Raw genomic sequence first — 25085 nt, 5'->3', positions numbered from 1 at the left:
TACTTCGTTGCAGCCTGTAGAAACGCTAAAAAAAACCCGGGTTCGAGGAGTCGCGAGTGCGTCCGGGACTGTGATTCTTGCCCCTCGGGATATACAGGCAGAAGCGGGCAAAAATCGCGATGTGAGGTCGAAAAGTGGATTTTTTGGGTGGGAAAATTTTACAGTTTTGTAAATTTAGTGTAAAGCCTATCTGGTAAAATGGTTTGCTTTACCAAATATTCACATTTTACTTCTAGTCTACGATCAGTTCTCATTCCTACAAAAGATGTTAATTTTGACTGCCAAGCGCATCTTGGTGATTGACGATGCGGAAGATATTCGGGAAGTGGCTCAAGTCAGTCTTGAGGTGGTGGGGGGCTGGGAAGTCCTGACCGCGAGTTCTGGCCGCGAGGGTGTGGCTAAGGCTCTTGCCGAACAACCTGATGCTATTCTCTTGGACGTGATGATGCCCGACCAAGATGGGCCTACTACTTTTAAACAGTTACAAGCTAATCATGCTACGCAGCACATTCCGGTAATTTTATTGACGGCTAAGGCTCTCGCTAGCGACAGGCGGATGTTCGCGGATTTGGGGGTGGTGAGTGTGATTGCTAAGCCTTTTGAACCGATGGCTTTGGCTGCTCAGGTGGCTGAAGCTTTGGGCTGGGATGAAGTATAAGTCGTTAGCGCAGCCCGCCCCTACGGGAGGATCATCAACGAAGAGGATCGGGCCTCTCAAATTGTATAACCAAATAAAAAAACTATTCCTGCTAGATTTTTATTCTGAATATCATCGGGCAGGATTATATTTTATTTTGTAACAACTTGCTCATCTTCATAAGTTCTTCAGTTTTTCGTTTTAATTTAAGCACATCGTCAGGAATCGCTCCTGACTGTTGGCAGAAACCTTGGGAGAAGACGAATATGCCCTCAGCTTACATTTTACTACTGATAGTTTCTCTGGCGGCCGTCTGGACTTACTGGCAAACCTCTCAAGATATTTTTGTACTGCTGGGTTTGGCCGGACTGGGTTGTTTTGTCTGGGGTTTCTCTTTAGCCCCTTGGAGCATTCAGCTTCTGATTGTAATGCTGCTGCTGGGTATCCAAAAGTGCTACTTACGAAACGCGGAAAGTTTTGAGTGATTTTTTTTTTATTGTTGTGTCTGGATTTGAGATGCACCGACATTAGTCACGGTCTGTAATGAATTGGTTATCGCTCCATATCTTAAAGAAGGTTTAAAATATCATGAATAGTTGCCCTTGTTGCTCCTCGACATTACTCCGCCACGCTCGCCACAATCGCGTTTATTGGTTCTGCTCGCACTGCTGGCAGGAAATGCCGGATCTGTCGGAAATGATTTTAAGTAACACCCTGCGGGCTCACAAACGGGACGGTTTGGTGAAGCTTCCTGGTTTGACTCCTAAAGTGAGGATTTTGGATTCGGTAGGAATTGCTTAGGAAAGCTGTAGTTGGTGTGGCGATAAATATTGAGACGGAAAAAAATTTTGATTGTGCCATGGATTGGATTTTTTTTGATTAAAAATGCAAAAGCCCCTTCAGTGTGAGTGAAGGGGACTTGTGGGCGGGCGATCGCAGTGATGCGTCGATCGCCCGCCACAAATTACAGCTATTGTGTGCAGTTAAGCTGATTACATCAAACCGATTTGAGAGAGAATGCCTTGACCGGTGAGGTATTCGGTAGCCAAGCCGATAACGAAGCCCAGCATTGCCAAACGGCCGTTCCAGGTTTCAGCGAACTCAGTGAAGCCTAATTTTGCGTCTTTGTTTTCCATGACCATAAACCTCGTTGTATTTCAACCTTATGTAACTAAAGTTAACACAAATGTAAAAATATTGCAACATATTTTTACATTTGTTTTTCAAATATCGGCCATAAGGGGGATGAACCCCTGTGGGGAGATGGTGGTGCATTGGGGACGGGCGATCGCCTCGGGGGCTAGAAACCGGGTTTCTTCAGATATTTCCGTTACTCGTCGCCAAATCTCGTAGAAACCCGGTTTCTGAGGTCAGGGCGCGTGGGTCGATCGGTGTCAGGTTAGCGAAAATCTTGGTGAGATATAAGGATGTCAAAAAACAATTTCAATAAATACTTGACATCCCATAATTAGAGCGCCATACTAAAGCCACAGCTAAAAGTAAATATCGCATTCAAAATCAAGGAATGTTGATTGAGTCGTCTTAGCTACAGGATGTATACAACTCGAACAAGTTTCTAGCACCCCGTTGAGCGGAAAGTAAGTCTAATGTCGTTTTAACAAGTTGATAGTTAATACAAGCTTGAGAAAATCGAAACATTATAGAGTTAGATTTCCCTTCAACGGGCTGCTACTAAGCTCCTTCCAGTTCTATAAATCCTGTAGCTAAGACGCTAATCAAATCCCACAAAATTACAGTGTTTTGTGGTAACAGATTGTCTTGTGCTGAGATGTTCATTTTTGAGCAAATCCACAGGCAACGTTCCATTAATGGTAGATGCGCGATACGTCGAGGCTGTCCAGTCAACCTAATTTTAGGAAATACTCGAATGGACACCGATCGAACCTCAAATGGATTAATCTACCAACAGCAAGCTTTAGTTTCCATTTATTGGGATTATCAGAACGTCCCTGATTACAAACGAGCCAAAGATTTATTATTCTTGGCTAGTGGACTAGGATATGTAGTCAATCAAAAAGTTTACGACAATTGGAAACAAAGAAATAAGACTGCACAAGAAACTTTAGACTATCTAAATTTTCAACGTTTTGATGTATCCCTAAACATCAAAAATGCTGTAGACTTTTATTTGTCAATGAACTGCTGTAGCGAGGCTTCAATGAGCTCATACCCACACACATTTATTATTGTGTCTGGAGACGGCTACGGTGAAATTTTGACTCACGATCTGCATGAAAAGGGGAAGAAGGTAATAATTGTTGCCCGCAAAGGTAATGATAGTCACAATCTCAAAAAGCTTGCCGATCGATTTTACTTGATCGATGAATTGCCGAAGTCGATCGAGACTTACAAAATGACTGCCTAAACTTCCTAGACATTCACCTCGCCGCAGATAGCCAAAATCCAGTTTATTTGATAAACTAGATTCTCCCAACCAACCGCTATCTGCGGCTCCTTCATGTCCGCCAACATAACAACACGAAACTCCAAAATCAATAACAATTATCAAACTCCCATGCCATTAACTAATCAAACACAAGAACTCCAAATAACCATTCCCCAATTCAACAATGAAAAACTGCTGCGCCAAGCCCTCACCCATCGTTCCTACGTCAACGAAAACCCCACCTTCCGCGAAGCAGACAACGAACGCTTAGAATTTCTCGGCGATGCTTTGCTGACTTTTCTCAGCGGCGAATATCTCTATCAGCGTCACCCAGAAATGGGAGAAGACCAAATGACTCGCCGCCGTTCTGCATTGGTAGATGAAAAACAATTAGCCAGATTTGCTACTGAAATCAGTTTAGACTTAAAAATGCGACTCGGTAAAGGAGCTTATCGAGAAGGCGGGATTACCAACCCAAATTTGCTCAGCAGCACTTTTGAAGCATTCATTGGCGCTTACTATCTCGATACGGAAGAAATGGATAAAGTTCGTGACTTTGTGTGGCAAATGTTTGATTCGGTTCCCGACAATGTTGTGGAAACTCGATCGACTGTAGACTCGAAAAACCGCTTTCAGGAGTGGGTACAGGTCAACGGTGACACGACTCCGCCCAAATACGTCACAGTCCAAGCAGGGGGAACTCCTCACCAGCCGGAATTTCTCGCTAAAGTTTATGTTGCAGACAAATGCTACGGAGAAGGTAAAGGCAAAAGTAAAAAAGATGCTGAGAAAAATGCAGCCGAAGATGCGCTAGCAAAGCTGAAAAAACGCGGACTGATTTAAACATGACAATATCGGTAAAAACTACTAGCTTTTTTGCCAGATGACACAAAAAACACGTGCATTCGCGATTATTGCTACAACTAAACTTTCCCAATCCAAGAGATAGCATAACCCCAAATTTTGCCTAAAACCACCCTTTCTTTCTGAGAGTAGAAGCTTTTTTAGCTATCCGAATTAAATCTCTCGGCGATGTATTTTTGTCCACAGTTATGCGAGAGATCCGGTAGTTATTTTTCAGTCGGTTTACTCTGAATAGATTGTCATCGTACAAAAAGCCAGTTAAATGATATTTAGGCAAAATTTCTTCGACTTCCCTGTCTGATGCACCGTAGGGATACGCGATGTGAGCGCCGATAACCTTATTTTTGTCTAAATCTCCCATACATTTTCTCAACTCTGACTTAGATTTAGCAATTTCAAATTCTAATTCTTTGCCGCTGATTTTAGTTAAATTTTTGTGAGTAAAACCGTGAGACTGAACGTCATAAAAACCTTTTTGGTATCCATCTCTTAAATCGTTGCAAGTAGTGTGAGCTAAAAAATCTTTTCCCATATTAACGCCTAAAAAGTGAGGATTGACAAATAACACAAATTTGCCCTTTTCTTTGTAAATAACTGAAAGTTTTTCTAGGAGGGGCAGTGCATTTTCGTGAACGCCTTTGTAGCCGTCGTCAAAAGCGAGCATAATTGGTTTTTTACCTAGATATTGAGCTGGTATGGGCTGCGACTTGTTGATAAAGTATACGTACAAGTCTTGAGATGATAACAACCAATAATTTTCTTTAATTAGATATTCTAAAAAGAGTGAAAAATTTTGTTTGGTGTAGTCGATGGGAAAAGCGAGTCTCCGAGGTGGCATTTCGGCGGGGTTTCGAGTGTCTACAATATCGTGAAAGCCGATAATCGGGATTCTAATGAAATTAGATTCTAGTGTCGAGCCAGAAATACCTATACTGATTGCAAATATTAGCAATAAGTAAATCGGTTTGGCTTTGTGTAGCAGGCGAGATAGAAAATCTCGCAGGATGTTTGCTTTTTTTAACAAGTGCTCGCTCTTCATAATTTTATTACCATTTTTCGTGCTATTCATCTCTACCATTAATAGAGGCAAATTCAGCAAGATTGACATTTTTTTGGCGATTTATTTGGAATTTAGGTATAGTTTGAGATGCAGCCGTTGGCGAAGCCTCGAAGACGATCGCCCTCCCTTGATTGCCAGAGCGCAGAATGCGCTATAATCGGGGCTGGCGCGAGTGTTACTGCCGTGGATCGAGGGTGACAATGCCAGAATTTCGTTGGCGAGTACCTGAGTGTCGATCGTACTTTTTGGAAATATCAGAGCAATTGATGTCTACTCAAAACCCGACTACCCTAACTGTAGAAGCAGCACAGCAAATCCTCAAGGATTTTACTTGTCTGGATATGCAATCTGTAGTATCGCCGCTGGAAAAACAGGCGCTGCGTCAAGCGATTTTGCTGGTAGCAAGTTTGTCTGATTACCAAATGCTGGGAGTTTGCGCGTCTTCGACGGATGAGGGTTTTGCCGCTTTAGCAAGTTATTTAAAAGCTTTGGGATATCAAGCTGTTTTAGATCCAAATGCTGGTTCGATCTTTACTGGTTCGGTTTATATTAAGTTCAATACTTTGAAGGGTTCGTATTATGTTGACGGTTATACCGGAACTTACCGGGGCGTTTTGGTGTCGTGTCAATTTTCCTCAGAAGGTGGAGTTAGCGGGACTTACGGTCATTTACCTTTGGATTTGTTTGTTGATTAATTGATGAGAAGTTCGGCAACGGATTATGTAACGGATTTAACGGATGGATATTGAGAGAAGAGGTTCGGCAACGGATTATGTAACGGATTTAACGGATGAATTTTGAGAGAAGAGGTGCGAATTTAGATGACAGGTTTTTGGGTGTGTCAGCAAATATCCTACCGCTTAAATCGAAAATAACGCCTGACACACCCTACAAGCAAAGAAATCAACCCTTGCCAATGATTAATTCTGGCTCTGATTCCGGTGCAGTTTCTTCGGGCGGGATTCCCAAAATATCGCTGTACAAGTTGACGTATTTCTTGGCAGAAATATCCCAGCTAAAATCTTCTCTCATCCCGCGTTGTTGCAGTTCTTTCCACTTATCTTTGTAGCGGAAACCTTCCCATGCTCGGATCATGCAGGTGAACAAGTCGAGGGGCTCGTAGCGATCGAAACAGTAACCGGTACCAGTATTGTCGATCGGGTTGTTGTGGGAGACGGTATCGACTAAACCACCGGTGCGGCGCACCATTGGGACGCACCCGTAGCGGAGGGCGAGCATTTGGCTGATGCCGCAGGGCTCGAAACGGCTGGGCATCAGGAAGGTGTCGCAGCCTGCGTAAATGCGCCGGGAGAGGGCGTCGTTGTAGAGTAATTGGGTGGACATCCGACCGGGATAGCGGGCGGTCATTTGCCAGAGCTGGGTTTCGTAGTAGCGATCGCCCGTTCCGAGTACAATAAACTGAGCGTCGGTATAGGCCATGAAGAGATCGAGCATTTGAATGATCAAATCCAATCCCTTCTGTTCTACCAGCCGCGTCACCATGCCGATTAAAAAGGCGCTTTTATTCACTTCCAGACCGACTTCTTCTTGCAGGGCAATTTTGTTGGCTGGACGCTTTTCAATAGTATCAACACTGAATTGTTGATGGAGGTACTTGTCTGTTTCTGGGTTGTAAGATTCTGTATCAATTCCGTTCAAAATCCCCGACACCTTGCCGCCGAGGAAAGACAGCAAACCTTCCAAACTTTCCCCGTAAGCTGGGGTTTTGATTTGTTCGGCGTAAGTCGGTGAAACTGTATTTACTCGATCGGCAAACTGTACTGCCGCAGCCATTGTATTGTGACCTTGCATATACCACGGGCACCAAGTCATCTGCTCCAAACGCCAGCGCCACGGCCCTTGATAAGCTAAATTGTGAATAGTAAAAACTGTGCTGATATCGGGGTCTTGTTTCATCCAAACAGGTATCATCCCTGTATGCCAGTCGTGACAGTGCATAATTTGGGGTTTCCAGTGATTCCAGGCAAATTCAGCGGCGGCATTGGCAAAGAAAGTGAACCTCCAATCTTCATCTAATCCGCCGTAAACGCGACGGGGTAAGAAAGATGGATGTTGCAATAAGTATAAAGGTACATCGGTTCCCGGCAAAACACTTTCAAAGACGGAGAAGCTTTGGAACATCGCCGCCCCCTGGAAAACGGGTTTTTTGGGAACGTCCATTTTGTCGGGGACGAAACCGTAGTAGGGCATGAAGATGCGGACATCGTGACCCATGCGGCGCAGAAATTTAGGCAAAGCGCCGACGACATCGCCCATACCGCCTACTTTGGCTAGGGGTGCTGCTTCGGCGGATACAAATAAAATGCGCATGATTTTTTTGTGTTTCTTAAGGTAGTTAGTCTAGATTAAGTTTAAATGGCGATCGGCACAATATTAACGCGACGTGCAAAAACCAGTATAAATCTCAGTTGCACAGGTGGATCTGGCACTTTACTCAAAAGGTGTGGTGGGGGCGGGTTTTTATGATTGGTCGATGGGTATCAAATATTTCGGTGAACCCGCCCCTACATGGGTGGTAATTGGATAAAATCTACCGACAACTAGCGACTAATTCTCGGCATCATCCTCAAAAGTTTCCTCAAATCCAGCTAAAAAGTCATCCAAAGCAACGGAGGCGATCGCCAAATTAATAGTATCAGCATCTTCCCATCCCCAGGTATTAACCCCAACAACTTGACCGGCCATATTAATCAGCGGGCCGCCGGAATTTCCCGGATTGATCGTCGCATCAGTTTGCAGCACCTTCACCTCGGCAACATCATCATCTTCTTCGTCCCCTTCCTCATACTCATCTGGTTCGCGAATTTCACTAATAACACCCTGAGTTATAGTTGAAGCAAACTGTCCCAAAGGATTGCCAACAGCAATTACTCGATCGCCAACTTTGACATCAAAAGACAACTCTAGGGGAGGATATTCATCTGGAGATTCTACTTGTTCTCCTGTTTCCGGATCGATCATAAAACCAGTAATCAAAAGCAATGCTAAATCCTCTTCCGCATTGCCAGTAAATACCACCTCTGCCATTCTCAACTTTCCGTCGTTAGTTTCTACTAAAACCTGTTCGACTTCATCTTCCTCGTAGAAGTAATCTTCATCGGCAATATCTTCGACAACGTGATAATTAGTGACAATTATGTCCGGCGATACAAAAAATCCGCTTCCAGAAGAAATCTCTTCTCCTGTATCCCAATCCATCACGTAAACTGAAACTACCGACGGCAAGACTTGCTCGACGACATCGGAAAAGTTTCCCGTCTGGGTTTTAAACTCTTTCAATTGCTGCTGCAAAGCTTTTTTGTCTGCCTGCATTTTGCGATAAAGTTCCTGAACTTTTTTCAATTCAAGCTTTAATTGAGTTTCTCTAGCGCTCATATTTTGCCTTTCCCTGAAATAGGTTGCTGATTTATTTTGGATGTTTGATTGTGGATTTTGGATTGGTACGTTGACAATTATAGGACTCAGGCCAAAGAAACCCGGTTTCTACGAAAAATCCTGGGCTTTATAGCAAAGCATCCATCCATAAACCTGGTTTCTCAACACCGTGCGGAGCGTCCTAAATTAGTTATATATTTTTGAAATCATGGGCGATTTTATCTAAAGCTCCCATCAAAAATCTACAACCCTACTGCTACTGTACCTGTGAAAGCAAAAGCGAACCGCCAGTTATTTTTATTTGATAAAAGGCGATATTTTGCGTCTAAAAGCATTGACAAATAGATGCCGATGTGGTTTATGAACCGCGTTTAACTTCGATAAAAATTTCCTCCAAAATTTCACTGGCTCCCTGTTGGCGCAGGCGGTGAGCGAGGTCAATTCCCAGCATTTCAGCAGTCTCGGCGGGGCCGGAAACAGTATCTTTGACGAAGCGCTTGCCGTCGAGACTCGATACCATTCCGGTTAAGGTTAATTGACCGTTTTCTATTTTGGTATTGACGCCGATGGGTACTTGACAGCCGCCTTCTAATTCCCGGAGAAATGCGCGTTCGGCATAACATCTTTGGGCGGTTTCCGAGTGTTCGAGAGCTTTAATCACTGCCATGATTTCTGTGTCTCCGGTGCGGCATTCGATGCCCAAAGCACCTTGTCCGACGGCGTGAAGGGAGATTTCTGGAGAGATAATTTGGTGGATGCGATCGCCCATTCCCAATCTTTCGAGTCCTGCAACTGCTAGAATAATCGCGTCGTAACCGCCATCATCTAATTTAGCGAGTCGAGTATTGAGATTGCCGCGAATATCTTTGAATTCAAAATGAGGGAAATGATGCCGCAGTTGAGCCAGTCGGCGCAGCGAAGAAGTGCCGATTACTGCATTTTCTGGGAGGGTGTCGAGTTGCTTGTCTTTGTGCTTGGCGTGAACTACCAGGGCGTCAGCGGGATTTTCCCGTTCGGTGACGCATCCTAAAATTAAACCTTCGGGTAAATTGGTGGGCAAATCTTTGAGGGAATGAACGGCAAAGTCCGTTTCATTGTTCAGCATTCCCGTTTCTAATTCTTTGGTGAAAAGTCCTTTGTCGCCAATTTTAGCAAGCGCGACATCAAGAATTATGTCCCCTTGGGTGGACATGGTGTGGACTTCAAAAGTGTGTTCCGGGAAGTGTTTCTGTAGCTCTGCTTGCACCCAGTGGGTTTGGACGAGGGCGAGTTGGCTTTTGCGTGAACCGATGCGGACGGTTCGGGAGGGGGCAGATGTGGTTGGGGACATAAGATCGATCGGAGGATAGCTTGAAATCAGCCAATATATTCACCTGATCTAGCGTACCGCAGGTGGGGACTTTAATTGCTGGTTGGGATAATTCAGGCCATAAAACTGAGCCGATCGACCTGGAGAGCGACAGGCAGCCGACGGTGTATGATTTGCCTAGGGTCGATCGGGCCCAAGCTGGTTTGCCTGAAGAGTTGGCTCAGCAGTAGCGAGAAAGAATTAGCTGCAAGGTTGCAGGATTTGGGGAGAGAAATGTTGGAATCAGGGGAAAAGGGCGATCGTAATTGCGATCGTACTTCTAAAGCCACCAAATAGCTTACCCAGGACTTACACATGGGGCCCCAGAAACCGGGTTTTTTACCGAATCTGCGGTCTACAATCAAGTATGTTGGTAAAAAAACCCGGTTTCTAAACACTCGTGCGTAAGTCATATTACCATCAAAAGTAAATTTGTCAAATTACTAAAATCCTAAAACTATGAAAAGTGCTCTTGACGTTGCGCGTTACTTTTTATGTCGTGTCGATCGAGAAGCAGGCGATACCATTTCTCCTCTGAAACTGCAAAAGCTCGTGTATTATGCACAAGCTTGGAGTTTAGTCTTTAGAGACCAGCCGCTATTTGATCGAGATATTGAAGCTTGGGTTTCCGGCCCCATTGTCCGCGATGTTTGGGATGAGTACAAAGCTTACAAATATAGCGATATTCCCGCTACCGATAATTTTGAAGGAGAATTTGATGAAAATGAGATCGAGGTACTTGAAGAAGTTGGGAATGCTTATGGATAATTAAGTGCTAAACATCGCAGAATTGACGCAATCGGAGACACCTTGGCTCAACGCCCGCCAGGGATTAGAACCTGCGGAAACATCAACTAAAATCATTTCCCACGAGGATATGAAATCCTGCTATGCACCTTTGGTAGAGGCGTAAGTACAGCTTGGTTTACAACATGGCATCGAACTTTTAGCCCTCAGCTACGGCAATTAATAACTGAACTTCAATTCCTAAAGTCCGAGCACTGCGAGCAAGAGCCTCATCGCCAGTCACCAAAAGCAACTGATTAGAACTTGCTACTGCTAAATGCAGTGCATCTAAGGTACGCAACGGTACTTCAAAACTACTAATCCAATCGCGAGCTAAATTGTAATGAATTGGCTCTAAGGGGATGCGAGTATAAAAATCTTCATCCAAGTCAGTTTGAAAATCGAGCGCTATTTGTCTTGCCTCTTCTGGAGAAATTTCCCTCATTCGCAATTTGCGGGCAACTGCTGAAAACAGTTCCACCTCAACTAATTGACTTAGTGCAGGTCTGTCTTGAATCCTCAGTAATTCATCCACAGCATCGCTGAGAGCTTCTGGTAAATAGAAGGGGACAAGAACGCTGGTATCTATATAAATCAATACCGTGCTTCCTCCCTTAGCCTAATGACTGTTGCGCTCAGGGGTTCGCCCTTGACATTAATGGAGTTTCGGAATGCTTTACGCCTAGCTAACCGCTGCTCCTTGGATAGGGGCGGGACTACGCGAGCTACTACTTTACCTTCCTGTACGATTGTCACTTCTTCTCCTTTTGCCACCTTTTCCAAGATATCTTGCAGATTCTGCTTGGCTTCTTCAACGCTAATCGCAGGCATCTTATTATTAGTTTTTTAGGTACAATTAAATTGTACATCAACTGGAATCAAAAAACGAAAATAGTATTAACGTTGTCCTGCTTGAAGTGCAGAATTTACGATCGCAACAACTTCTGACTGCCGTCCGTTTTTCTTTGTGACTCGGTACAGCACCCCCAGCCTTTGCCACTCAACAAAAGCAGTGCAGTAAGCACCGCAATTATTGAAATAAATCCCCCTGATTCCGCCCGCCAATTCAATGCTTCTGTAACTATCCCTCGGCAATTGCGAAGGAGGCGAAAACGGTTCATTTTTTTTAGCTTCGATTGTGCCAAAATAACAGGCTCCCGCGCGGCATCCTTTGCCTAAATACATTCCAACAATGTAACCGTGGGAACCCGCTTGCACATCAAAATCAAGTTCCTGAATGTCAGATAAGGGAAGTATATTTGGCAGAAAAACAGGCACTCGCGTTTTGCCTTTGATTTGCCGAAAGATGTTACTCGCAGGAAAACGACTGTTAGCTTGGTTTGCACCTGACTTATCGGGGATTGGGGGAAACTTTTGTACAAAATCTCTCCACTGCACAACTCTATTTTTAGCGATATTCAGAGTAGGAATTGAAGATTTTTCTACAGCAACAGAAGGGCGGCCGTTTTTAAGATCGAAGTTGCGGCGAATGACTGTAATTTCCGGTTTGCCTAACCCGTATGCTGTGGCGATTTCGCGGGCGAGATTGCAGCTAATTTTGAAGCGTCCCATCTCAATATTGCCATTTTCCGCTTCATAAGACCAATTGTAACCGGCAGAAGTGCGATCGCGATCGCACAAAAAACGAGAAATCTCAAACATCTTGGCAATATGAACATCGTATAGCCGCAACTTACGGCTGTCGGCAGATTTTGCAGTATGGCGATCGGGTACAATAAATTGTAGGGATTGCCAGTTATCTTTAGAAGTATAATTAAACCAGCGAATTTCTGTAACCGGCGCTTCTGTCCTTGCTAAGACTGAGTTGGGTGTCAAAAGTGCCTTAGCGAAGCCCGCCCCTACGGGGGCTACGCCAACGAAGAGGATCGCCAAAGCAGTCACCACACCAGCAAAAATCGCCCCAAATAGCCATCTTCCCCTCATCATAATTTCCCTATAGACATCACAACCATTCTGTCTTGCTTCCCCCAGCTTTGGAAAGGGGACTTTTAACTGGTTCCTTTCTCTGAGCCTGGGAACCCATATCACTCTTGCTCTGCCTCGCTTCGGACACTTTTGATTGATTGAACGAGTAAAAAATCCCCAATCAAAAATCGCAAATTGTATTAACGTTTTCCAGCTTGAATCGCAGAATTTACAATCTTAATTACATCTGCTTCCCGTCCGTTTTAAATACCTACACTATACAGAGTTTTTCTCCTCAATGTCGAAACAGTCCAGTTTTACCCGGAACCGCTGAGCCTAATTTATAACACAATTCCCCAATCCAAAAGTCACAACAGGCACTCAGGAAATAAAACGTTTAAATTTTCTCAACAAAGACGCCCAAAAAATATGCAGTTACCGATAAGATAGAGAAGGCGAGCAATTTAGGAGTTGAACGTGGAACTGCAAGAGTATTTACGCCAGCACGGATTGGAAACTTTGTGCGAAAATTATCAGATAAAAGTTACCCGCCACCGCCAATATCCCGATGTAGTCTGTCTGAAATACTCGCAGATAGAATCTCCCCTGGGCGAAAAAATAGTCCAGCAGTGCCGGGGCATTATTTTAGATGCGTCTCAAGACTGGCAGATTGTTTCTTATCCCTACGACAAATTTTTTAACTACGGGGAAGGGCACGCCGCTGCAATTGATTGGAGTCACGCCAAAGTCTACGAAAAACTAGACGGTTCTCTGACTGTACTGTATTTTTACCAAGGAAAATGGAGAGTGCAATCTAGCGGCACTCCCGACGCAGCGGGCGAAGTTAATGGCTTTGGATTCAGCTTTGCCGAACTTTTTTGGAAAGTCTGGCAAGAGTTGGGATATCAATTGCCGGAAGCAACCGACGAGTGTTTTATGTTTGAGTTGATGACACCTTACAATAGAATAGTTGTTCAGCCAAAAAACAATCAAATCGTGCTGCACGGGGTTCGCAACACTCAAACGCTGTTAGAAAGCGAGCCCAGTATTTGGGCAAATAAATACGGCTGGGAATTGGTTGCATCCTATCCTTTAACTAGCTGGAAAGAAGTTATCGAAGCGGCTCAACATTTAGATCCGATGAATTCCGAAGGGTATATTATCTGCGATGCTAACTTCAACCGAGTTAAAGTAAAGTCTCCGCAATATGTCGCTATTTCTCATCTGCGGGAAGGGTTTTCGACTCGCCGCATGATAGAAATTGTTTTGACGAATGAAGGAGAAGAGTTTTTAGCTTATTTTCCCGAGTGGACGGAGTTGTATCAAAAAGTTAAGGACAAATATCAATGTTTGGTTGCAGAAATTGAGGATGTTTACCGACAGCATGAACATATCGAAGTGCAGAAAGATTTTGCTTTGGCTGTGAAACATTTGCCATATTCGGGGATTTTGTTTTCTTTGCGGGCCCGCAGAGTTGCGGGAGTGAAAGAAGCTCTCCGCGATGTTACGATCAATAAGATAGAGGAGTTATTGGGTTTGGATTACGTTCATTTAGGTTTGTAAAAGAAGTTCGGCAACGGATTTTGTAACGGATTGAACGGATGAATTATCGAGTGTGAGTAGTTATTTGTCATTTGTCATTTGTTATTTGTTATTAGTGATGCTCTACCAATAAACAATAACGACTAACCGATGCCCGATGCCCTATGCCCTATGCCCAATTACCAATTACCATGAAAAGAGTTATTGTTCTTGTCGGTTTACCTGCTTCTGGAAAGTCTCAATTTGCGAAGGAATTGCTGCTATCTGAACCTGCGAAGTGGGTTCGCAGCAATAAAGATTTGCTCAGGGAAATGGCTCATGCTTCCCATTGGTCGCCTGCGAATGAAAAGTTTATTGTGCAGTTGAGAGATACGATTATTTTGATGGCTTTGGAAAGCGGCAAGCACGTGATTGTTGATGATACTAATTTCGGCTCTCATATCGAGCATATCAAGGAGTTGGTGAAAGGTAAAGCTATCGTTGAAGTTAATGATTCTTTCTTGCAAGTTCCGGTGGAGGAGTGTATTAAACGGGATTTGAAAAGGCTAAATTCGGTGGGCAAAGATGTGATAATGAAGATGTACAATAAGTATGTGCGGGTTCCGGTTGCGCCGCCGGAATACAACCCGGATTTGCCGGATGCAATTATTGTGGATATGGACGGCACGTTGGCGCTTCTCAACGGTAGAAATCCTTTTGATGCTTCGATGTGCGATCGCGATTTACCGAATCAGCCCGTCTTAGATACCATCCGCAAATGGCAGCCCAGCGCCAATATCATTGTAGTATCGGGGAGAACCGATGACTGTCAGCCTCAAACAGAAAAATGGTTACAGCAGTACGAGGTGAATTATGCTGGTCTTTATATGCGGAAAACCGGAGATATGAGGAAGGATGCGATTATGAAAGAGGAAATCTATCGGCAGCAGATTGCAGGGCAATATAATGTTAAGTTTGTATTGGACGATCGCCAGCAAGTTGTTGATATGTGGAGAAGCTTGGGATTGACTGTATTTCAAGTAGATGAAGGGGATTTTTGACGGAGGATGGATGTTGGACAGGGCGATCGCAAATTCCGACGATCGCCTTGGCCGTGATGCTATAATCCAAGTAACATTGAATCAAAATTTTACTATGATAGCTATTCCCCCAACAATGACCTTCGAGGAATATCTCGAATGGGAAGCGCAACAAGACATTCGCTACGAATATGTCAACGGCGAAGTTTTTGCCATGACAGGCAGTACAATTCCTCATAACGATCTTGCGCTCAACTTTTACAGGAACTTGTACCCGCATCTGCGTTCCAGAGGCTGTCGAATCAACGTATCAGATGTGAAATTGCAAGTCAGTTTTCAAAGCCGTTACTACTACCCTGATGTGATAGTCAGTTGCGACCCTCAAGACATGGATTCCCGCAAATTCATTCAGAATCCTAAAATCATTGTGGAAGTTCTTTCTCCCAGTACAAGTGCTAAAGATCGGGATGAAAAATTCACTTGTTACCTAAAAATTCCGACTTTGCAAGAGTATATCTTGATTGACGCAGAAAAGATTTTCGTTGAGCGTTACTGTCGAGGAGAGGGCAGAATGTGGCTATACTATTCTTACACTGCTGGGGAGATTATCACTTTATCAAGTATTGGGTTTGATTTGCCGATCGCACTTTTGTATGAAGGTGTAGGGTTTGAAACAGAAACAGAAACATAAATCAATATGGTTCAGTTAATAATTTATTTTTCTGGCCCGGAGATCCCCCTAAATCCCCCTTAAGAAGGGGGACTTTGAAGAACTTCTTGTCCCCCCCTTTTTTCAAGGGGGAGTAGGGGGCAAGCTAAGGGGGGATCGGCTTTATGGGACGATGCTCAAAGCCCATCCCACAAGATTATATTGAATTTGTGTGTAAATTATCATGGCATTTCTACCGCGTCCAAGCCAGCCAGCGATTGAACAAATTTTTCACAAACGGCGTCAAACGAGTGCGATTGTACGCATCCCCAGCTTTGCGAATTGCTTCGGCTTGCGTCGGATAGGGGTGAATTGTACTCGCAATCTTTCCTAAACCAATATTGTTAACCATTGCCAAAGTAATCTCGCTTATCATATCCCCAGCGTGTCGCGCTACAATCGTTGCACCTAATATTTTGTCGCTGCCTTTCTTGACGTGAATTTTTACGAATCCTTCTTCTTCGCCGTCAATAACTGCCCGATCGACTTGACTGAAAGGAATTAAAAATGTATCGATATCGATTCCTTGGGCTTGAAATTCGCGATCGCCCATTCCGACGTGCGCCACCTCCGGATCTGTATAGGTACACCAAGGTATCGTCAAAGCGCTGAGCTTTTTGCGCCCGAAAAACAGGGTGTTTTGAATCACCATCCGGGCGGCGAAATCAGCAGCGTGAGTAAATTTGTGACTCATGCAAATATCGCCGGCGGCATAAATACGGGGATTAGTAGTTTGTAAGTTGTCATTGACAAATATGCCTTTTTGTGTGTCGTATTCAACGCCGACAGCTTCCAGATTCAATCCTTCCACGTTGGGCGATCGCCCCGCACTCGCGATAATTTCATCTACTGTTATTGATGCTTCCTTACCTTGAGATTGATAATAAATGATTTTACCTAAATTTGTTTTCTCAACGCGCTCTATTTGGGCTTCAAGTATTAGTTTAATTCCTTCTCGTACAAAAGCCTGCTGCACAATTGTAGCAGCATCGACATCTTCCTTGTCCAAAATTTGAGCATTTTTGTGTAGCAATACGACTTCTGAACCCAAGCGCCGAAAGACTTGAGCTAATTCGCAGCCGATCGGCCCGGCGCCAATTACTGCCAAACGTTGCGGTCTTTCTGTCAGGTTAAATACAGTTTCATTTGTCAGATATCCAGCTTCCTGCAAGCCGGGAATTTGCGGTTTTCGCGCCCTTCCACCTGTGGCAATTACTGCTTTCTTAAATTTAAGAGTTTGACCTGCGACTTCTATGGTATGATTGCTAGTAAAAGAGCCGTAACCTAAGAAAACATCGACTCCTAATTTGTGCTGGTAGCGATCGACTGAATCAACATCACTGATACCCGCCCTAATCCGGCGCATCCGTTCCATGACTGCGGCAAAATCTACTTCGGGATTGTTCGGAACATTAACGCCAAATTTACTGGCATTCCAGATATCGCCGACAGCGCGGGCAGATCGAATCATCGCTTTTGACGGTACACAACCGACATTCAAACAGTCGCCGCCCATCAAATGTTTTTCAATCAAAGCAACTTTTGCACCCAAACCAGCCGCGCCCGCAGCCACAATTAATCCGGCTGGCCCCGCGCCAATTACGACTAAGTTGTAACTGCTAGCAGGCTGGGGATTTACCCAATCTGGCGGCCCTAAATAGGAGACTAATTTTTGGTTGTATTCGTCCATCGGATGAACTATTATGCGATCAACTTTTGACTGCGACACGAGCAAATTCTCCTAATTAAACAGTTTCATCCAAAGCCTTGCGAGCAATCCGAGTTATATAGACTGTGACAGCGACAGCAGCCGCAAAACTGATGATATTAATCAACCATTTGATTGCTTCTGCTTGGGGATTTGTAGAGGATGTTGCTGAGCCAATTGTCGCAATATCTCCTACCAAAGAACCAGAGTAAACGTACATCAGAGTTCCCGGTATCATCCCGAAGGAACCCAATACATAATCTTTCAAAGAAACCTGAGTAATTCCTAAAGCATAATTCAATAAATTGAAAGGAAGTAAAGGACAGAGACGAGTCAAAAAAACTATTTTTAATCCTTCTTTAGAAACTGCGCTATCGAGCGCTTTAAACTTGGGGTGAGCTTCCATATATTTTATCACGCGATCGCGCGACAGGTATCGCCCGATCAGAAAAGCAAATGTAGCCCCTAAAGTTGCGGCGACAAACACGTAGATGGAGCCCCACCACCAGCCAAAAAGCACCCCACCTCCCAGCGTCAACACCGAACCAGGTATAAATAGTATCGTAGCTAAGTTGTAAGTAACGATGAAGGCGACTGGGCCCCAAACGCCTAAGTCCTCGATTTGCATTAAAACCGTTCTTAACAGCTCTTGAACGTAGGGAGACTTAGTTGCTAGAATTAAGAGAGGGATCGAAAGCGCGATCGACAAAAACAACAATCTGCGTTTAAAAATCTCCATCGTAAAATTTTGATTTGGTTCTTGTGCCATGATTCACCCGTAAATAGACACCAACATTATATAACAGTTTTCAAACAAGAGAGGTACTTCCAAGTCAGCACCCAATTACTAATTACCATTATCCGCCAGACTCAATCAGCCCTGACACCAAAAATGCAACTCCCAATCCCCGATTGTTTCGACGCCAAGAAAATCAGCGAAGTCTGGCGAGTCCCCTACGGAGAACGCGCCGCTGAAGCTACAAACTGGGCAAAGCAACACAGCATCCAGCCCGCAAGTAGCGACAAAAATCGGATTTTTTTGCTGATAATCGATGCTCAAAATACCTTTTGTTTGCCAGAATTTGAACTGTTTGTTGGCGGGCATTCTGGTAGCGGCGCTGTCGATGATAATCTGCGGCTGTGCGAATTCATCTACCGCAACTTAAACGCAATTACCACGATTGCGCCGACAATGGATACGCACACCGCCATGCAAATTTTTCATCCAATCTTTTGGATCAATGATGCAGGCGAAAACCCTATTCCCGCCGCTACATTAATTACTCTGGAAGATGTGCAGCAAGGATTTTGGAAGGTCAACCCAGCCGTCGCCGATAGCATCGCGGGCGGGAATTATGCGGCACTACAAAAACACTGCCTTCACTACGTGCAGAAACTCAGCGATAACGGCAAATTTCCCTTGACAATTTGGCCCTATCACTCGATGCTGGGTGGCATCGGACACGCCCTGGTTTCCGCCGTGGAAGAAGCGATATTTTTCCACAGCATCGCCCGCAACAGCCAAGCACTTTTTGAGATTAAAGGCGGCAATCCTTTAACTGAAAACTATTCGGTTTTGCGGCCGGAAGTCTTAGACGGGCCGGACGGGTTTGCTATTGCTGAAAAGAATGCTGCGTTTATTGATAAGTTGCTTGATTTCGATGCCGTAATTATTGCGGGACAAGCGAAGAGTCATTGCGTTGCTTGGACGATTGATGATTTGTTAACTGAAATTGTGGCGCGGGATTCTAAGTTGGCTAGGAAGGTTTATTTGTTGGAAGATTGCACTTCGCCGGTGGTTGTTCCGGGTGTTGTTGATTTTACGGAACAAGCAGATGCGGCTTTTCAAAGATTCGCGCAGGCGGGGATGAATGTGGTTAAATCTACTCAGCCAATTGATACTTGGCTAGATATTTCTAATTCGTAGGGTGTGCCGAAGAGTACCTCACACAAAATCCCTTGGGTTCGCAATGCACACCTTACACCAAATGCGTTGTTAGCTTCTTTGTGAGGTACAATAAAGATAAGTTAACAACAGGCTTTAACTATGACTTCAGTATCCAATGAGCCATCGGCTATTATCCGTACAGAGCGTGGGTTGACGATCGCAGGTACGCGCATCACTCTCTATGACGTGATGGATTACGTAATCGCCCAGTATCCCGCTAAATTTATTCGTTCCCTGTTTGATTTGACAGAGGAGCAAATTAATGCAGCCCTCTCCTACATAGATACACATTGGGCCGAAGTTGACGCAGAATACCAAGTTGTTCTCAAGGAAACTGAGGAACTTCGACAATATTACCAAGAGGAAAATCGCGAGCTCTTTGCCCGCATTGCCACTCTGCCACCACCACCAGGGTTGGAAGCCGCCTGGGAAAAACTTCAAGCATCGAAGGCTCGTCACCAAATCCACTCATGATTTTTTTAGTAGATCATAACTTCAAAGGACACGCACGAATCCTTCTTGGCAGTATTGCCAGCCAAGGCTGGCTTGATTTTGTTCAAATTCGCTTTGTCATGTTTGAGGAGGTGGGATTATCAATTGATAGCAGTGATAGAGTCGTTTGGAGACTAGCTCAGGAAAATCAAATGATTTTACCCACAGCTAATCGAAGCATGAAAGATGAAGACTCATTGGAGCAAGTCATGCGTGAGGAAAACACTCCGAACTCATTACCAGTTGCGACAATTGGTAATGCCGATCGAGTGTTAAATGACTCAAGTTATCGAGAACAGTGCGTCGATCGTCTTGTTGAGATTGCGCTTTATACTGGCAACTACATGGGTGCAAGAAGGATTTTCATTCCTTGATCTATTTCCCGTCCAATCTCGGTACGCCCTCCAAAAAAGGGCCGCTCAACATTAATTCAGTCATCCTATCTAATTTGCCGCTGACTTTCATTTCTTTATCAGCTTGAAAGCGCTCGATGTCTGCTGCTAAATTTCCAGAATTATATCCTAATTTAGTCAAATAATTAACAGCTTGCTTGTCACTTAACAAAATATCAGTCGCTAGAAAAATCGGCACGTATTCCTTCAGCCACAGCCGAGCTAAAGTTGCCCTGTCTAAATAAAAAATCTTCCCCAGCGCCGGATCGCCAATAATAGCTACACTGTCATTTATCGCCAGCAAAGCCACCGCGTGCGGCCGTTTGATAGCCCCAGTAGCCAGCGAAATTGACAGCACTCCGGGGCGATTGATTTGCTGCATTTGCTCCCAAGTCGGCCTCAATTCTATTGCGTTCACACCCAAAGCCCTCGCTGCTACAATTAACTGCGGCATCGAAGTTCCCAAACGACTCGTACCCGCCAAACGCGCTACACTTGATTCCGTCGCATCCATTCCCCAACGCTTCAAAACTGTTGCTAAGGCTGCCGGTGCACAACTGCTGTTAGAAGTTTGCCGAAATACACCGTTTGGCTGCAAATTATCCACTAAATCTGCGTAAATTGGCGCCAGAAAATAAGCTTCAGCCCCGGTAAATCCGCCCAATCCTAGCAAGCCAATTAAAATTACTGCAACTACTTGCGATCGCGCCGTCAACCAACTTATACTAAACCCAATTCCGCAGACTCCCATCAGCATCACCCTGAGCAAAGTCCAAGTTACTTGCATTCCGTGAAAGCGCCACTCGATCGGCAAAGCTGGGATTTGAGGCAGATTTAACGCCAGCAGCAGCAAGCCAACGTAAAAACCTAAAAACAGCAGGGCGATCGAGTTTCGGCCCTTAAACAGATCGTTAGCGGTCACTCCCGATCGCACTAACACCCTTCCCAACCGCATTCCCCAGACAAACAGCGCCGAACCCAGCAGCAGAGTTACCACTATTTCCATGAATTCAAAATTTTGTTGCTTAACCTAAGTTTTAACACGCGATCGCGATCGTCCGTGGGGGACTCGAAGAGTGGGAGAGTCCGAGAGTCGGAGAGTGGGGGAGTGGGGGAGTGGGAGCATTTTTCTTTAGCCTTCTTCCCTCTTCACGCTTGACTTCAACAAAACCTAAAACTTGCCAAATGTCAAGGAGTTGAGTAACTTTTTTTACCGGTTCGGACAAATCCCAAACAAGATTTAGCATCAAAAAGAATTTCCCAAACCTATTGCAAAAGACAGACACATCTGTTGTAAGATCGATCGAAGTCACAGCCCGTTAAAGCAATCAACAAACCTCATAGTCGCTCAATATATTCACGCTCCAACGAGGGAGGAATTGTATTAAGCGCGCCGATTAATGAGCCATAAAAGCTCGCCCGACAGCAAAAATTTAAGGAAAAATCATGCCAGCAACAGCCGCCAACGATGTAGACGTAGCAGAGCAATATTGGCACTACTTAGAAAGATCAAAGGTTGCAACTAGATTAGACACCAACCTGGAAAGCGGCCTCGATCCGACAGAAGCCGCCAGCCGCCAACAGAAATTCGGCCCCAACGAACTAACAGTCAAAGCAGGGAAACCAGCTTGGTTAAAATTCATCCTGCAATTTAACCAACCTTTGCTGATTATCTTGCTGAGTGCAGGTTTAATCAAAGCACTGATTGGAGAATGGCTCAACGCCAGCGTAATTTGGGGCGTAACCACCACCAACGCTACTATTAGTTTTATCCAAGAAGCGGGGGCTGAGAAAAAAATTGAAGCCCTAGCCCAAGCTGTCACCACCGAAGCCACAGTCATTCGGGGTGGCAAAAAATTAAGAGTTCCCTCAAAAGAACTCGTTGTCGGCGACTTAGTAACTCTGACTTCCGGCGACAAAGTACCCGCTGACTTGCGCTTAGTTAAAGTGCGCGACTTGCAAATTGATGAATCGGGACTTACGGGCGAATCCGTTGCTGTCGAAAAACAACTCGGACAGGCGGGAGACTTGGTTTTGCCAGCAGAAACGCCACTCGCAGAACGCGATAACATGGCCTATGCGGGCAGTTTTGTTACCTTCGGCCAAGGTAGCGGTATCGTAATTGCGATCGCCAATAACACCGAAACCGGCAAAATCTCCCAATTGCTCGATCGCCACATCGACCTCACCACGCCCCTCACCCGCAAATTTAACCAATTCAGTCAAAACTGGCTGCTCTTCGTGCTAACGATGGCAAGCTTGACCTTTGCAGTGCGTTTAGGGCGACCAGTTCCAGCCGGAGTTTCAGCCTTTAAAGAAGCAGTCGAACCCGCAGTCGCCCTAATTGTCGGGGCAATTCCCGAAGGACTTCCCGCCGTCATCACCGTCACCCTCGCCGTCGGGGTTTCGCGAATGGCGGCCAAACACGCGATCGTCCGCAAACTGCCCGCAGTAGAAACCCTAGGTGGCGCTACAGTCATCTGTTCCGACAAAACCGGAACTTTGACGGAAAATCAGATGACGGTGCAAGAAATCTATTCCGGCGGCGAATCCTACTCAGTTACAGGTACGGGATACAACCCAGAAGGCGAACTTCAGCTCAACCAACTGCCAATTACAGTCAGTCAAGCTCCAACTTTGCAAGAATGTTTACAAGCCGGATTGATTTGCAACGACTCTCACCTCGAATTCAAAGACGATAATTGGATTGTCGTCGGAGATCCGACGGAAGGAGCTTTAATTGCTGCGGGCAAAAAAGCAGAACTTAGCCAGCAAGTCTTAGAAAAGTCCATGCCGCGCCTCGATTCAATTCCCTTTGAATCTCAGTTTCAATACATGGCGACGTTGCACCGAACTCCGACGAGCGGCAAAATTTTGTATGTCAAAGGTTCTGTTGAATCAATTCTCGTCCGCTGCGGTTCCAGTCTCGACACTCAAGGAAATCCGGTAGAAGTCGATCGCGAGCAAATTCATCACCAAGTCGATGCAATGGCCGATCAAGGCTTGCGCGTCTTGGCTTTGGCTAAAAAAATCGTCCCCGATGAACAGAACTCTGTTGCTCACTCAGACGTAGAATCAGGCCTAATTTTCTTGGGACTGCAAGGCATGATCGACCCGCCGCGCGCCTCTGCGATCGCCGCCGTCCAAGCCTGTCAAACCGCCGGCATCCAAGTTAAAATGATCACCGGCGACCACATCGCTACGGCCAAGGCGATCGCCCGTCGCATGGGATTCCGCAAAACTAAACATAACAGAGAACTTGTAGCATATACCGGCGCGCAACTCGCCGAAATGGACAAAAACGCCCTCGCCGAAGCCGTAGAAGCCGGCTCAGTTTTTGCCCGCGTCGCCCCAGAACAAAAACTCCGCCTCGTAGAAGCTTTGCAACACAAAGGCGAAATTGTGGCGATGACGGGAGACGGCGTTAACGATGCGCCCGCCCTCAAACAAGCGGATATCGGGATTGCGATGGGTAGCGGTACGGAGGTTTCTAAGGAAGCCGCCGACATGATTTTGACCGATGATAACTTTGCGTCGATCGAGGCTGCGGTGGAAGAAGGGCGATCGGTCTACAAAAACCTGCTTAAATCCATCAGCTTCATTCTGCCAGTCAACGGCGGAGAATCGATGACCATTTTGCTCAGCACTCTCCTGGGCCGAGAATTGCCGATTTTGTCGCTGCAAATCCTCTGGCTGAATATGCTCAACTCAATCACCATGACTGTGCCGCTCGCTTTCGAGCCAAAGTCTCCCGGAGTGATGCAACAGCAGCCACGCCCGGTTGACGAACCTTTCCTGACTGAAAGTCGGATCAAACGGATCTTGGCTATTTCTCTGTATAACTGGACTGTGATTTTCGGAATGTTTGAATGGGTGCGCCAAGCAGATTGGGGAACTTTGCCGCTCGCCCGGACAATGGCGATTCAAGCTTTGGTAATGGCGAGAATTTTTTACCTGTTAAGTCTCAGCCAGTTGCTACCTTCTTTGATGGCCAAATTTAGCGGTTCTAAGCAAGAAGTTAGCGGTGCTCCCGCCCTCGGTGTGGGAATTGCGATCGCCATGCTGTTGCAGATTGTCTTTGCTAACTCTCCGTTTATCAATCGCATATTCGGGACGGCTCCGATGAACCTCGATCAGTGGCTGATTTGTTTCGGCGTCGCGCTACCGATGATCGGCGTTGCGCTTTCTGTCAACCGCTTCGATCCGCCTAACTAATAGAATTCGGCATTCATCAAAGGTTCGTAGTGAGGACGAAGAGCCCTTCTTGAATGGGGACTCGCATTCCGAACGATCGAACCAATCTGATTATGGTCGTACTTCCTTCTTACTTCTTCCTTACATCCGCTAGATCCGCTACATCCGTTACATCCGCTACAAAATCCGCTGCCGAACTTTCTTCTACTTACCGACAATTGAATACTTGACAATTGTGAATTTTGAGTGTTTTGCTGGGAGCCTGTCTCTCAGCAAAACACTCAAAACTTCATTTTTTGTCTCATTTTTTTCTCATAATATAAGCGCGCCACCTCCACGGGCGATCGCTCGATCGGCAGATCCTGAACCGATTCTTTAACATTTTTTAGAAATACAGTCAATACATCAAAAGTATGAGATGCAGCCGATCGTTGACAACCATGAGAATGCAGGCAGCGGGCGACTGCCCAAAACCTGACACCACAAGCATTTTGGTGAAATATTGGCGAAGGGTCAAACAAGCAGGCAACACCAAGAAATACTTAACAAAACTCAAGACTCTACAACATATACTTATCAGTTAAATTTAATATTTGTTTTATAATTACAGCTACAGTACGGTAAACTGAATAATCAAGCTGAGAAAACGTGGAGCTC

The 25085-nt window shown here is 45.2% G+C and carries 28 protein-coding genes; 16 read left to right on the top strand and 12 right to left on the bottom strand.

The genetic code is table 11. The annotated features are described in order from the left end of the window. The first annotated feature begins 265 nt into the window (after window positions 1-265). The 3 genes from QUB68_RS06945 (at window position 266) to QUB68_RS06935 (ending at window position 1438) form a co-directional block, all read left to right on the top strand. On the top strand, window positions 266-658 hold the full coding sequence (locus QUB68_RS06945) for a response regulator (RefSeq protein ID WP_332990661.1): 393 nt from the start codon (window positions 266-268) through the stop codon (window positions 656-658). Between the two features lie 245 nt (window positions 659-903). Then, window positions 904-1122, top strand: a complete 219-nt coding sequence (locus tag QUB68_RS06940) for a hypothetical protein (RefSeq protein WP_332990658.1) — start codon at window positions 904-906, stop codon at window positions 1120-1122. 103 nt (window positions 1123-1225) lie between these two features. Continuing rightward, window positions 1226-1438 (top strand): hypothetical protein, encoded by a 213-nt coding sequence (locus QUB68_RS06935; RefSeq protein WP_332990656.1) that lies wholly within the window; start codon window positions 1226-1228, stop codon window positions 1436-1438. 191 nt (window positions 1439-1629) lie between these two features. On the opposite strand, the gene QUB68_RS06930 is transcribed toward QUB68_RS06935, so the two are convergent. Then, window positions 1630-1773, bottom strand: coding sequence for a chlorophyll a/b-binding protein (locus QUB68_RS06930; RefSeq protein ID WP_106150802.1), 144 nt, complete (start codon window positions 1771-1773; stop codon window positions 1630-1632). A gap of 752 nt (window positions 1774-2525) precedes the next feature. Here QUB68_RS06930 and QUB68_RS06925 point away from each other — a divergent pair. Both QUB68_RS06925 and rnc read left to right on the top strand, forming a co-directional pair. After that, complete coding sequence (locus QUB68_RS06925; RefSeq protein WP_332990655.1) at window positions 2526-3023, top strand: NYN domain-containing protein; 498 nt, start codon at window positions 2526-2528, stop codon at window positions 3021-3023. A 150-nt stretch (window positions 3024-3173) separates the two neighbouring features. Next, window positions 3174-3887, top strand: a complete 714-nt coding sequence (gene rnc, locus QUB68_RS06920) for a ribonuclease III (protein ID WP_332990654.1) — start codon at window positions 3174-3176, stop codon at window positions 3885-3887. Window positions 3888-4011: 124 nt separating this feature from the next. On the opposite strand, the gene QUB68_RS06915 is transcribed toward rnc, so the two are convergent. Further along, on the bottom strand, window positions 4012-4947 hold the full coding sequence (locus QUB68_RS06915) for a polysaccharide deacetylase family protein (protein ID WP_332990651.1): 936 nt from the start codon (window positions 4945-4947) through the stop codon (window positions 4012-4014). Window positions 4948-5168: 221 nt separating this feature from the next. Between QUB68_RS06915 and QUB68_RS06910 the strand changes: the two genes are divergently transcribed. Continuing rightward, complete coding sequence (locus QUB68_RS06910) at window positions 5169-5663, top strand: DUF1824 family protein (RefSeq protein ID WP_332990650.1); 495 nt, start codon at window positions 5169-5171, stop codon at window positions 5661-5663. Window positions 5664-5871: 208 nt separating this feature from the next. Here the strand turns inward: QUB68_RS06910 and glgA are convergent, their stop codons facing one another. From glgA to hemC, 3 genes are all read right to left on the bottom strand, one after another. Further along, on the bottom strand, window positions 5872-7299 hold the full coding sequence (glgA, locus tag QUB68_RS06905) for a glycogen synthase GlgA (protein WP_332990648.1): 1428 nt from the start codon (window positions 7297-7299) through the stop codon (window positions 5872-5874). Between the two features lie 237 nt (window positions 7300-7536). Next, the gene (locus QUB68_RS06900) at window positions 7537-8364 is read right to left on the bottom strand and encodes a S1C family serine protease (RefSeq protein WP_332990646.1); all 828 of its coding nucleotides are present in this window, start codon (window positions 8362-8364) and stop codon (window positions 7537-7539) included. 358 nt (window positions 8365-8722) lie between these two features. Next, window positions 8723-9694, bottom strand: coding sequence for a hydroxymethylbilane synthase (gene hemC, locus QUB68_RS06895; protein WP_332990644.1), 972 nt, complete (start codon window positions 9692-9694; stop codon window positions 8723-8725). A 62-nt stretch (window positions 9695-9756) separates the two neighbouring features. Between hemC and QUB68_RS06890 the strand changes: the two genes are divergently transcribed. The 3 genes from QUB68_RS06890 (at window position 9757) to QUB68_RS06880 (ending at window position 10625) form a co-directional block, all read left to right on the top strand. Continuing rightward, a complete protein-coding gene (locus tag QUB68_RS06890; RefSeq protein WP_332990642.1) occupies window positions 9757-9903 on the top strand; it encodes a hypothetical protein in 147 nt (48 codons plus the stop codon). 268 nt (window positions 9904-10171) lie between these two features. Beyond that, entirely contained in the window at window positions 10172-10480 is a 309-nt protein-coding gene (locus QUB68_RS06885; RefSeq protein ID WP_332990639.1) for a Panacea domain-containing protein, read from the top strand. A 4-nt stretch (window positions 10481-10484) separates the two neighbouring features. Continuing rightward, the gene (locus QUB68_RS06880; protein ID WP_332990636.1) at window positions 10485-10625 is read left to right on the top strand and encodes a hypothetical protein; all 141 of its coding nucleotides are present in this window, start codon (window positions 10485-10487) and stop codon (window positions 10623-10625) included. Window positions 10626-10658: 33 nt separating this feature from the next. Here QUB68_RS06880 and QUB68_RS06875 read toward each other — a convergent pair whose 3' ends face one another. The 3 genes from QUB68_RS06875 to QUB68_RS06865 all read right to left on the bottom strand — a co-directional run bounded on the left by QUB68_RS06875 (window position 10659) and on the right by QUB68_RS06865 (window position 12445). Beyond that, the gene (locus QUB68_RS06875; RefSeq protein WP_332990634.1) at window positions 10659-11096 is read right to left on the bottom strand and encodes a type II toxin-antitoxin system VapC family toxin; all 438 of its coding nucleotides are present in this window, start codon (window positions 11094-11096) and stop codon (window positions 10659-10661) included. After that, on the bottom strand, window positions 11093-11329 hold the full coding sequence (locus QUB68_RS06870) for a type II toxin-antitoxin system Phd/YefM family antitoxin (RefSeq protein ID WP_332990631.1): 237 nt from the start codon (window positions 11327-11329) through the stop codon (window positions 11093-11095). The genes QUB68_RS06875 and QUB68_RS06870 overlap by 4 nt, the downstream gene beginning before the upstream one ends. A 66-nt stretch (window positions 11330-11395) precedes the next feature. Next, the gene (locus QUB68_RS06865) at window positions 11396-12445 is read right to left on the bottom strand and encodes a hypothetical protein (protein ID WP_332990630.1); all 1050 of its coding nucleotides are present in this window, start codon (window positions 12443-12445) and stop codon (window positions 11396-11398) included. Between the two features lie 456 nt (window positions 12446-12901). Here QUB68_RS06865 and QUB68_RS06860 point away from each other — a divergent pair, with 456 nt between their 5' ends. The 3 genes from QUB68_RS06860 (at window position 12902) to QUB68_RS06850 (ending at window position 15676) form a co-directional block, all read left to right on the top strand. Continuing rightward, a complete protein-coding gene (locus QUB68_RS06860; protein WP_332990628.1) occupies window positions 12902-13987 on the top strand; it encodes a T4 RnlA family RNA ligase in 1086 nt (361 codons plus the stop codon). Window positions 13988-14157: 170 nt separating this feature from the next. Further along, on the top strand, window positions 14158-15006 hold the full coding sequence (locus QUB68_RS06855; RefSeq protein WP_332990626.1) for a phosphatase domain-containing protein: 849 nt from the start codon (window positions 14158-14160) through the stop codon (window positions 15004-15006). Then, entirely contained in the window at window positions 14990-15676 is a 687-nt protein-coding gene (locus tag QUB68_RS06850) for a Uma2 family endonuclease (RefSeq protein ID WP_332990624.1), read from the top strand. Before QUB68_RS06855 ends, QUB68_RS06850 begins: the two co-directional genes overlap by 17 nt. Before the next feature lie 211 nt (window positions 15677-15887). Here the strand turns inward: QUB68_RS06850 and QUB68_RS06845 are convergent, their stop codons facing one another. Both QUB68_RS06845 and QUB68_RS06840 read right to left on the bottom strand, forming a co-directional pair. After that, on the bottom strand, window positions 15888-17423 hold the full coding sequence (locus tag QUB68_RS06845) for a mercuric reductase (RefSeq protein WP_332990623.1): 1536 nt from the start codon (window positions 17421-17423) through the stop codon (window positions 15888-15890). 16 nt (window positions 17424-17439) lie between these two features. Continuing rightward, window positions 17440-18171 carry a TVP38/TMEM64 family protein gene (locus QUB68_RS06840; protein ID WP_332990621.1) on the bottom strand — a complete coding sequence of 244 codons (732 nt, stop codon included), beginning with the start codon at window positions 18169-18171 and terminating at the stop codon, window positions 17440-17442. 123 nt (window positions 18172-18294) lie between these two features. Between QUB68_RS06840 and QUB68_RS06835 the strand changes: the two genes are divergently transcribed. From QUB68_RS06835 to QUB68_RS06825, 3 genes are all read left to right on the top strand, one after another. Further along, complete coding sequence (locus tag QUB68_RS06835) at window positions 18295-19329, top strand: isochorismatase (protein ID WP_332990620.1); 1035 nt, start codon at window positions 18295-18297, stop codon at window positions 19327-19329. A gap of 120 nt (window positions 19330-19449) precedes the next feature. Further along, entirely contained in the window at window positions 19450-19824 is a 375-nt protein-coding gene (locus QUB68_RS06830; protein ID WP_332990619.1) for a DUF433 domain-containing protein, read from the top strand. Beyond that, the gene (locus QUB68_RS06825; RefSeq protein ID WP_332990617.1) at window positions 19821-20216 is read left to right on the top strand and encodes an ACP S-malonyltransferase; all 396 of its coding nucleotides are present in this window, start codon (window positions 19821-19823) and stop codon (window positions 20214-20216) included. The genes QUB68_RS06830 and QUB68_RS06825 overlap by 4 nt, the downstream gene beginning before the upstream one ends. Before the next feature lies 1 nt (window position 20217). Here QUB68_RS06825 and QUB68_RS06820 read toward each other — a convergent pair whose 3' ends face one another. Continuing rightward, the gene (locus tag QUB68_RS06820; RefSeq protein ID WP_332990616.1) at window positions 20218-21240 is read right to left on the bottom strand and encodes a cysteine peptidase family C39 domain-containing protein; all 1023 of its coding nucleotides are present in this window, start codon (window positions 21238-21240) and stop codon (window positions 20218-20220) included. Between the two features lie 31 nt (window positions 21241-21271). Beyond that, window positions 21272-21481: a hypothetical protein gene (locus QUB68_RS06815; protein ID WP_332990614.1), complete on the bottom strand. Its 210-nt coding sequence runs from the start codon at window positions 21479-21481 to the stop codon at window positions 21272-21274. Window positions 21482-21680: 199 nt separating this feature from the next. Here QUB68_RS06815 and QUB68_RS06810 point away from each other — a divergent pair, with 199 nt between their 5' ends. Continuing rightward, a complete protein-coding gene (locus tag QUB68_RS06810; RefSeq protein ID WP_332990612.1) occupies window positions 21681-24449 on the top strand; it encodes a cation-translocating P-type ATPase in 2769 nt (922 codons plus the stop codon). The last annotated feature ends 636 nt before the right edge of the window (window positions 24450-25085 follow it).

Source organism: Microcoleus sp. A006_D1, from assembly GCF_036702805.1.
In the GTDB taxonomy this organism is placed as follows: Bacteria; Cyanobacteriota; Cyanobacteriia; order Cyanobacteriales; family Microcoleaceae; genus Microcoleus.
This window is presented reverse-complemented; position numbering and strand designations above follow the sequence as displayed.

Bases quoted from the DNA above. Each gene is read 5' to 3' on its own strand.
- QUB68_RS06945 (WP_332990661.1), top strand. From the start codon at position 266: ATGTTAATTTTGACTGCCAAGCGCATCTTGGTGATTGACGATGCGGAA.
- QUB68_RS06940 (WP_332990658.1), top strand. From the start codon at position 904: ATGCCCTCAGCTTACATTTTACTACTGATAGTTTCTCTGGCGGCCGTC.
- QUB68_RS06935 (WP_332990656.1), top strand. From the start codon at position 1,226: ATGAATAGTTGCCCTTGTTGCTCCTCGACATTACTCCGCCACGCTCGC.
- QUB68_RS06930 (WP_106150802.1), bottom strand. From the start codon at position 1,773: ATGGAAAACAAAGACGCAAAATTAGGCTTCACTGAGTTCGCTGAAACC.
- QUB68_RS06925 (WP_332990655.1), top strand. From the start codon at position 2,526: ATGGACACCGATCGAACCTCAAATGGATTAATCTACCAACAGCAAGCT.
- rnc (WP_332990654.1), top strand. From the start codon at position 3,174: ATGCCATTAACTAATCAAACACAAGAACTCCAAATAACCATTCCCCAA.
- QUB68_RS06915 (WP_332990651.1), bottom strand. From the start codon at position 4,947: ATGAAGAGCGAGCACTTGTTAAAAAAAGCAAACATCCTGCGAGATTTT.
- QUB68_RS06910 (WP_332990650.1), top strand. From the start codon at position 5,169: ATGCCAGAATTTCGTTGGCGAGTACCTGAGTGTCGATCGTACTTTTTG.
- glgA (WP_332990648.1), bottom strand. From the start codon at position 7,299: ATGCGCATTTTATTTGTATCCGCCGAAGCAGCACCCCTAGCCAAAGTA.
- QUB68_RS06900 (WP_332990646.1), bottom strand. From the start codon at position 8,364: ATGAGCGCTAGAGAAACTCAATTAAAGCTTGAATTGAAAAAAGTTCAG.
- hemC (WP_332990644.1), bottom strand. From the start codon at position 9,694: ATGTCCCCAACCACATCTGCCCCCTCCCGAACCGTCCGCATCGGTTCA.
- QUB68_RS06885 (WP_332990639.1), top strand. From the start codon at position 10,172: ATGAAAAGTGCTCTTGACGTTGCGCGTTACTTTTTATGTCGTGTCGAT.
- QUB68_RS06870 (WP_332990631.1), bottom strand. From the start codon at position 11,329: ATGCCTGCGATTAGCGTTGAAGAAGCCAAGCAGAATCTGCAAGATATC.
- QUB68_RS06865 (WP_332990630.1), bottom strand. From the start codon at position 12,445: ATGATGAGGGGAAGATGGCTATTTGGGGCGATTTTTGCTGGTGTGGTG.
- QUB68_RS06855 (WP_332990626.1), top strand. From the start codon at position 14,158: ATGAAAAGAGTTATTGTTCTTGTCGGTTTACCTGCTTCTGGAAAGTCT.
- QUB68_RS06850 (WP_332990624.1), top strand. From the start codon at position 14,990: ATGAAGGGGATTTTTGACGGAGGATGGATGTTGGACAGGGCGATCGCA.
- QUB68_RS06840 (WP_332990621.1), bottom strand. From the start codon at position 18,171: ATGGCACAAGAACCAAATCAAAATTTTACGATGGAGATTTTTAAACGC.
- QUB68_RS06835 (WP_332990620.1), top strand. From the start codon at position 18,295: ATGCAACTCCCAATCCCCGATTGTTTCGACGCCAAGAAAATCAGCGAA.
- QUB68_RS06830 (WP_332990619.1), top strand. From the start codon at position 19,450: ATGACTTCAGTATCCAATGAGCCATCGGCTATTATCCGTACAGAGCGT.
- QUB68_RS06825 (WP_332990617.1), top strand. From the start codon at position 19,821: ATGATTTTTTTAGTAGATCATAACTTCAAAGGACACGCACGAATCCTT.
- QUB68_RS06820 (WP_332990616.1), bottom strand. From the start codon at position 21,240: ATGGAAATAGTGGTAACTCTGCTGCTGGGTTCGGCGCTGTTTGTCTGG.
- QUB68_RS06815 (WP_332990614.1), bottom strand. From the start codon at position 21,481: ATGCTAAATCTTGTTTGGGATTTGTCCGAACCGGTAAAAAAAGTTACT.
- QUB68_RS06810 (WP_332990612.1), top strand. From the start codon at position 21,681: ATGCCAGCAACAGCCGCCAACGATGTAGACGTAGCAGAGCAATATTGG.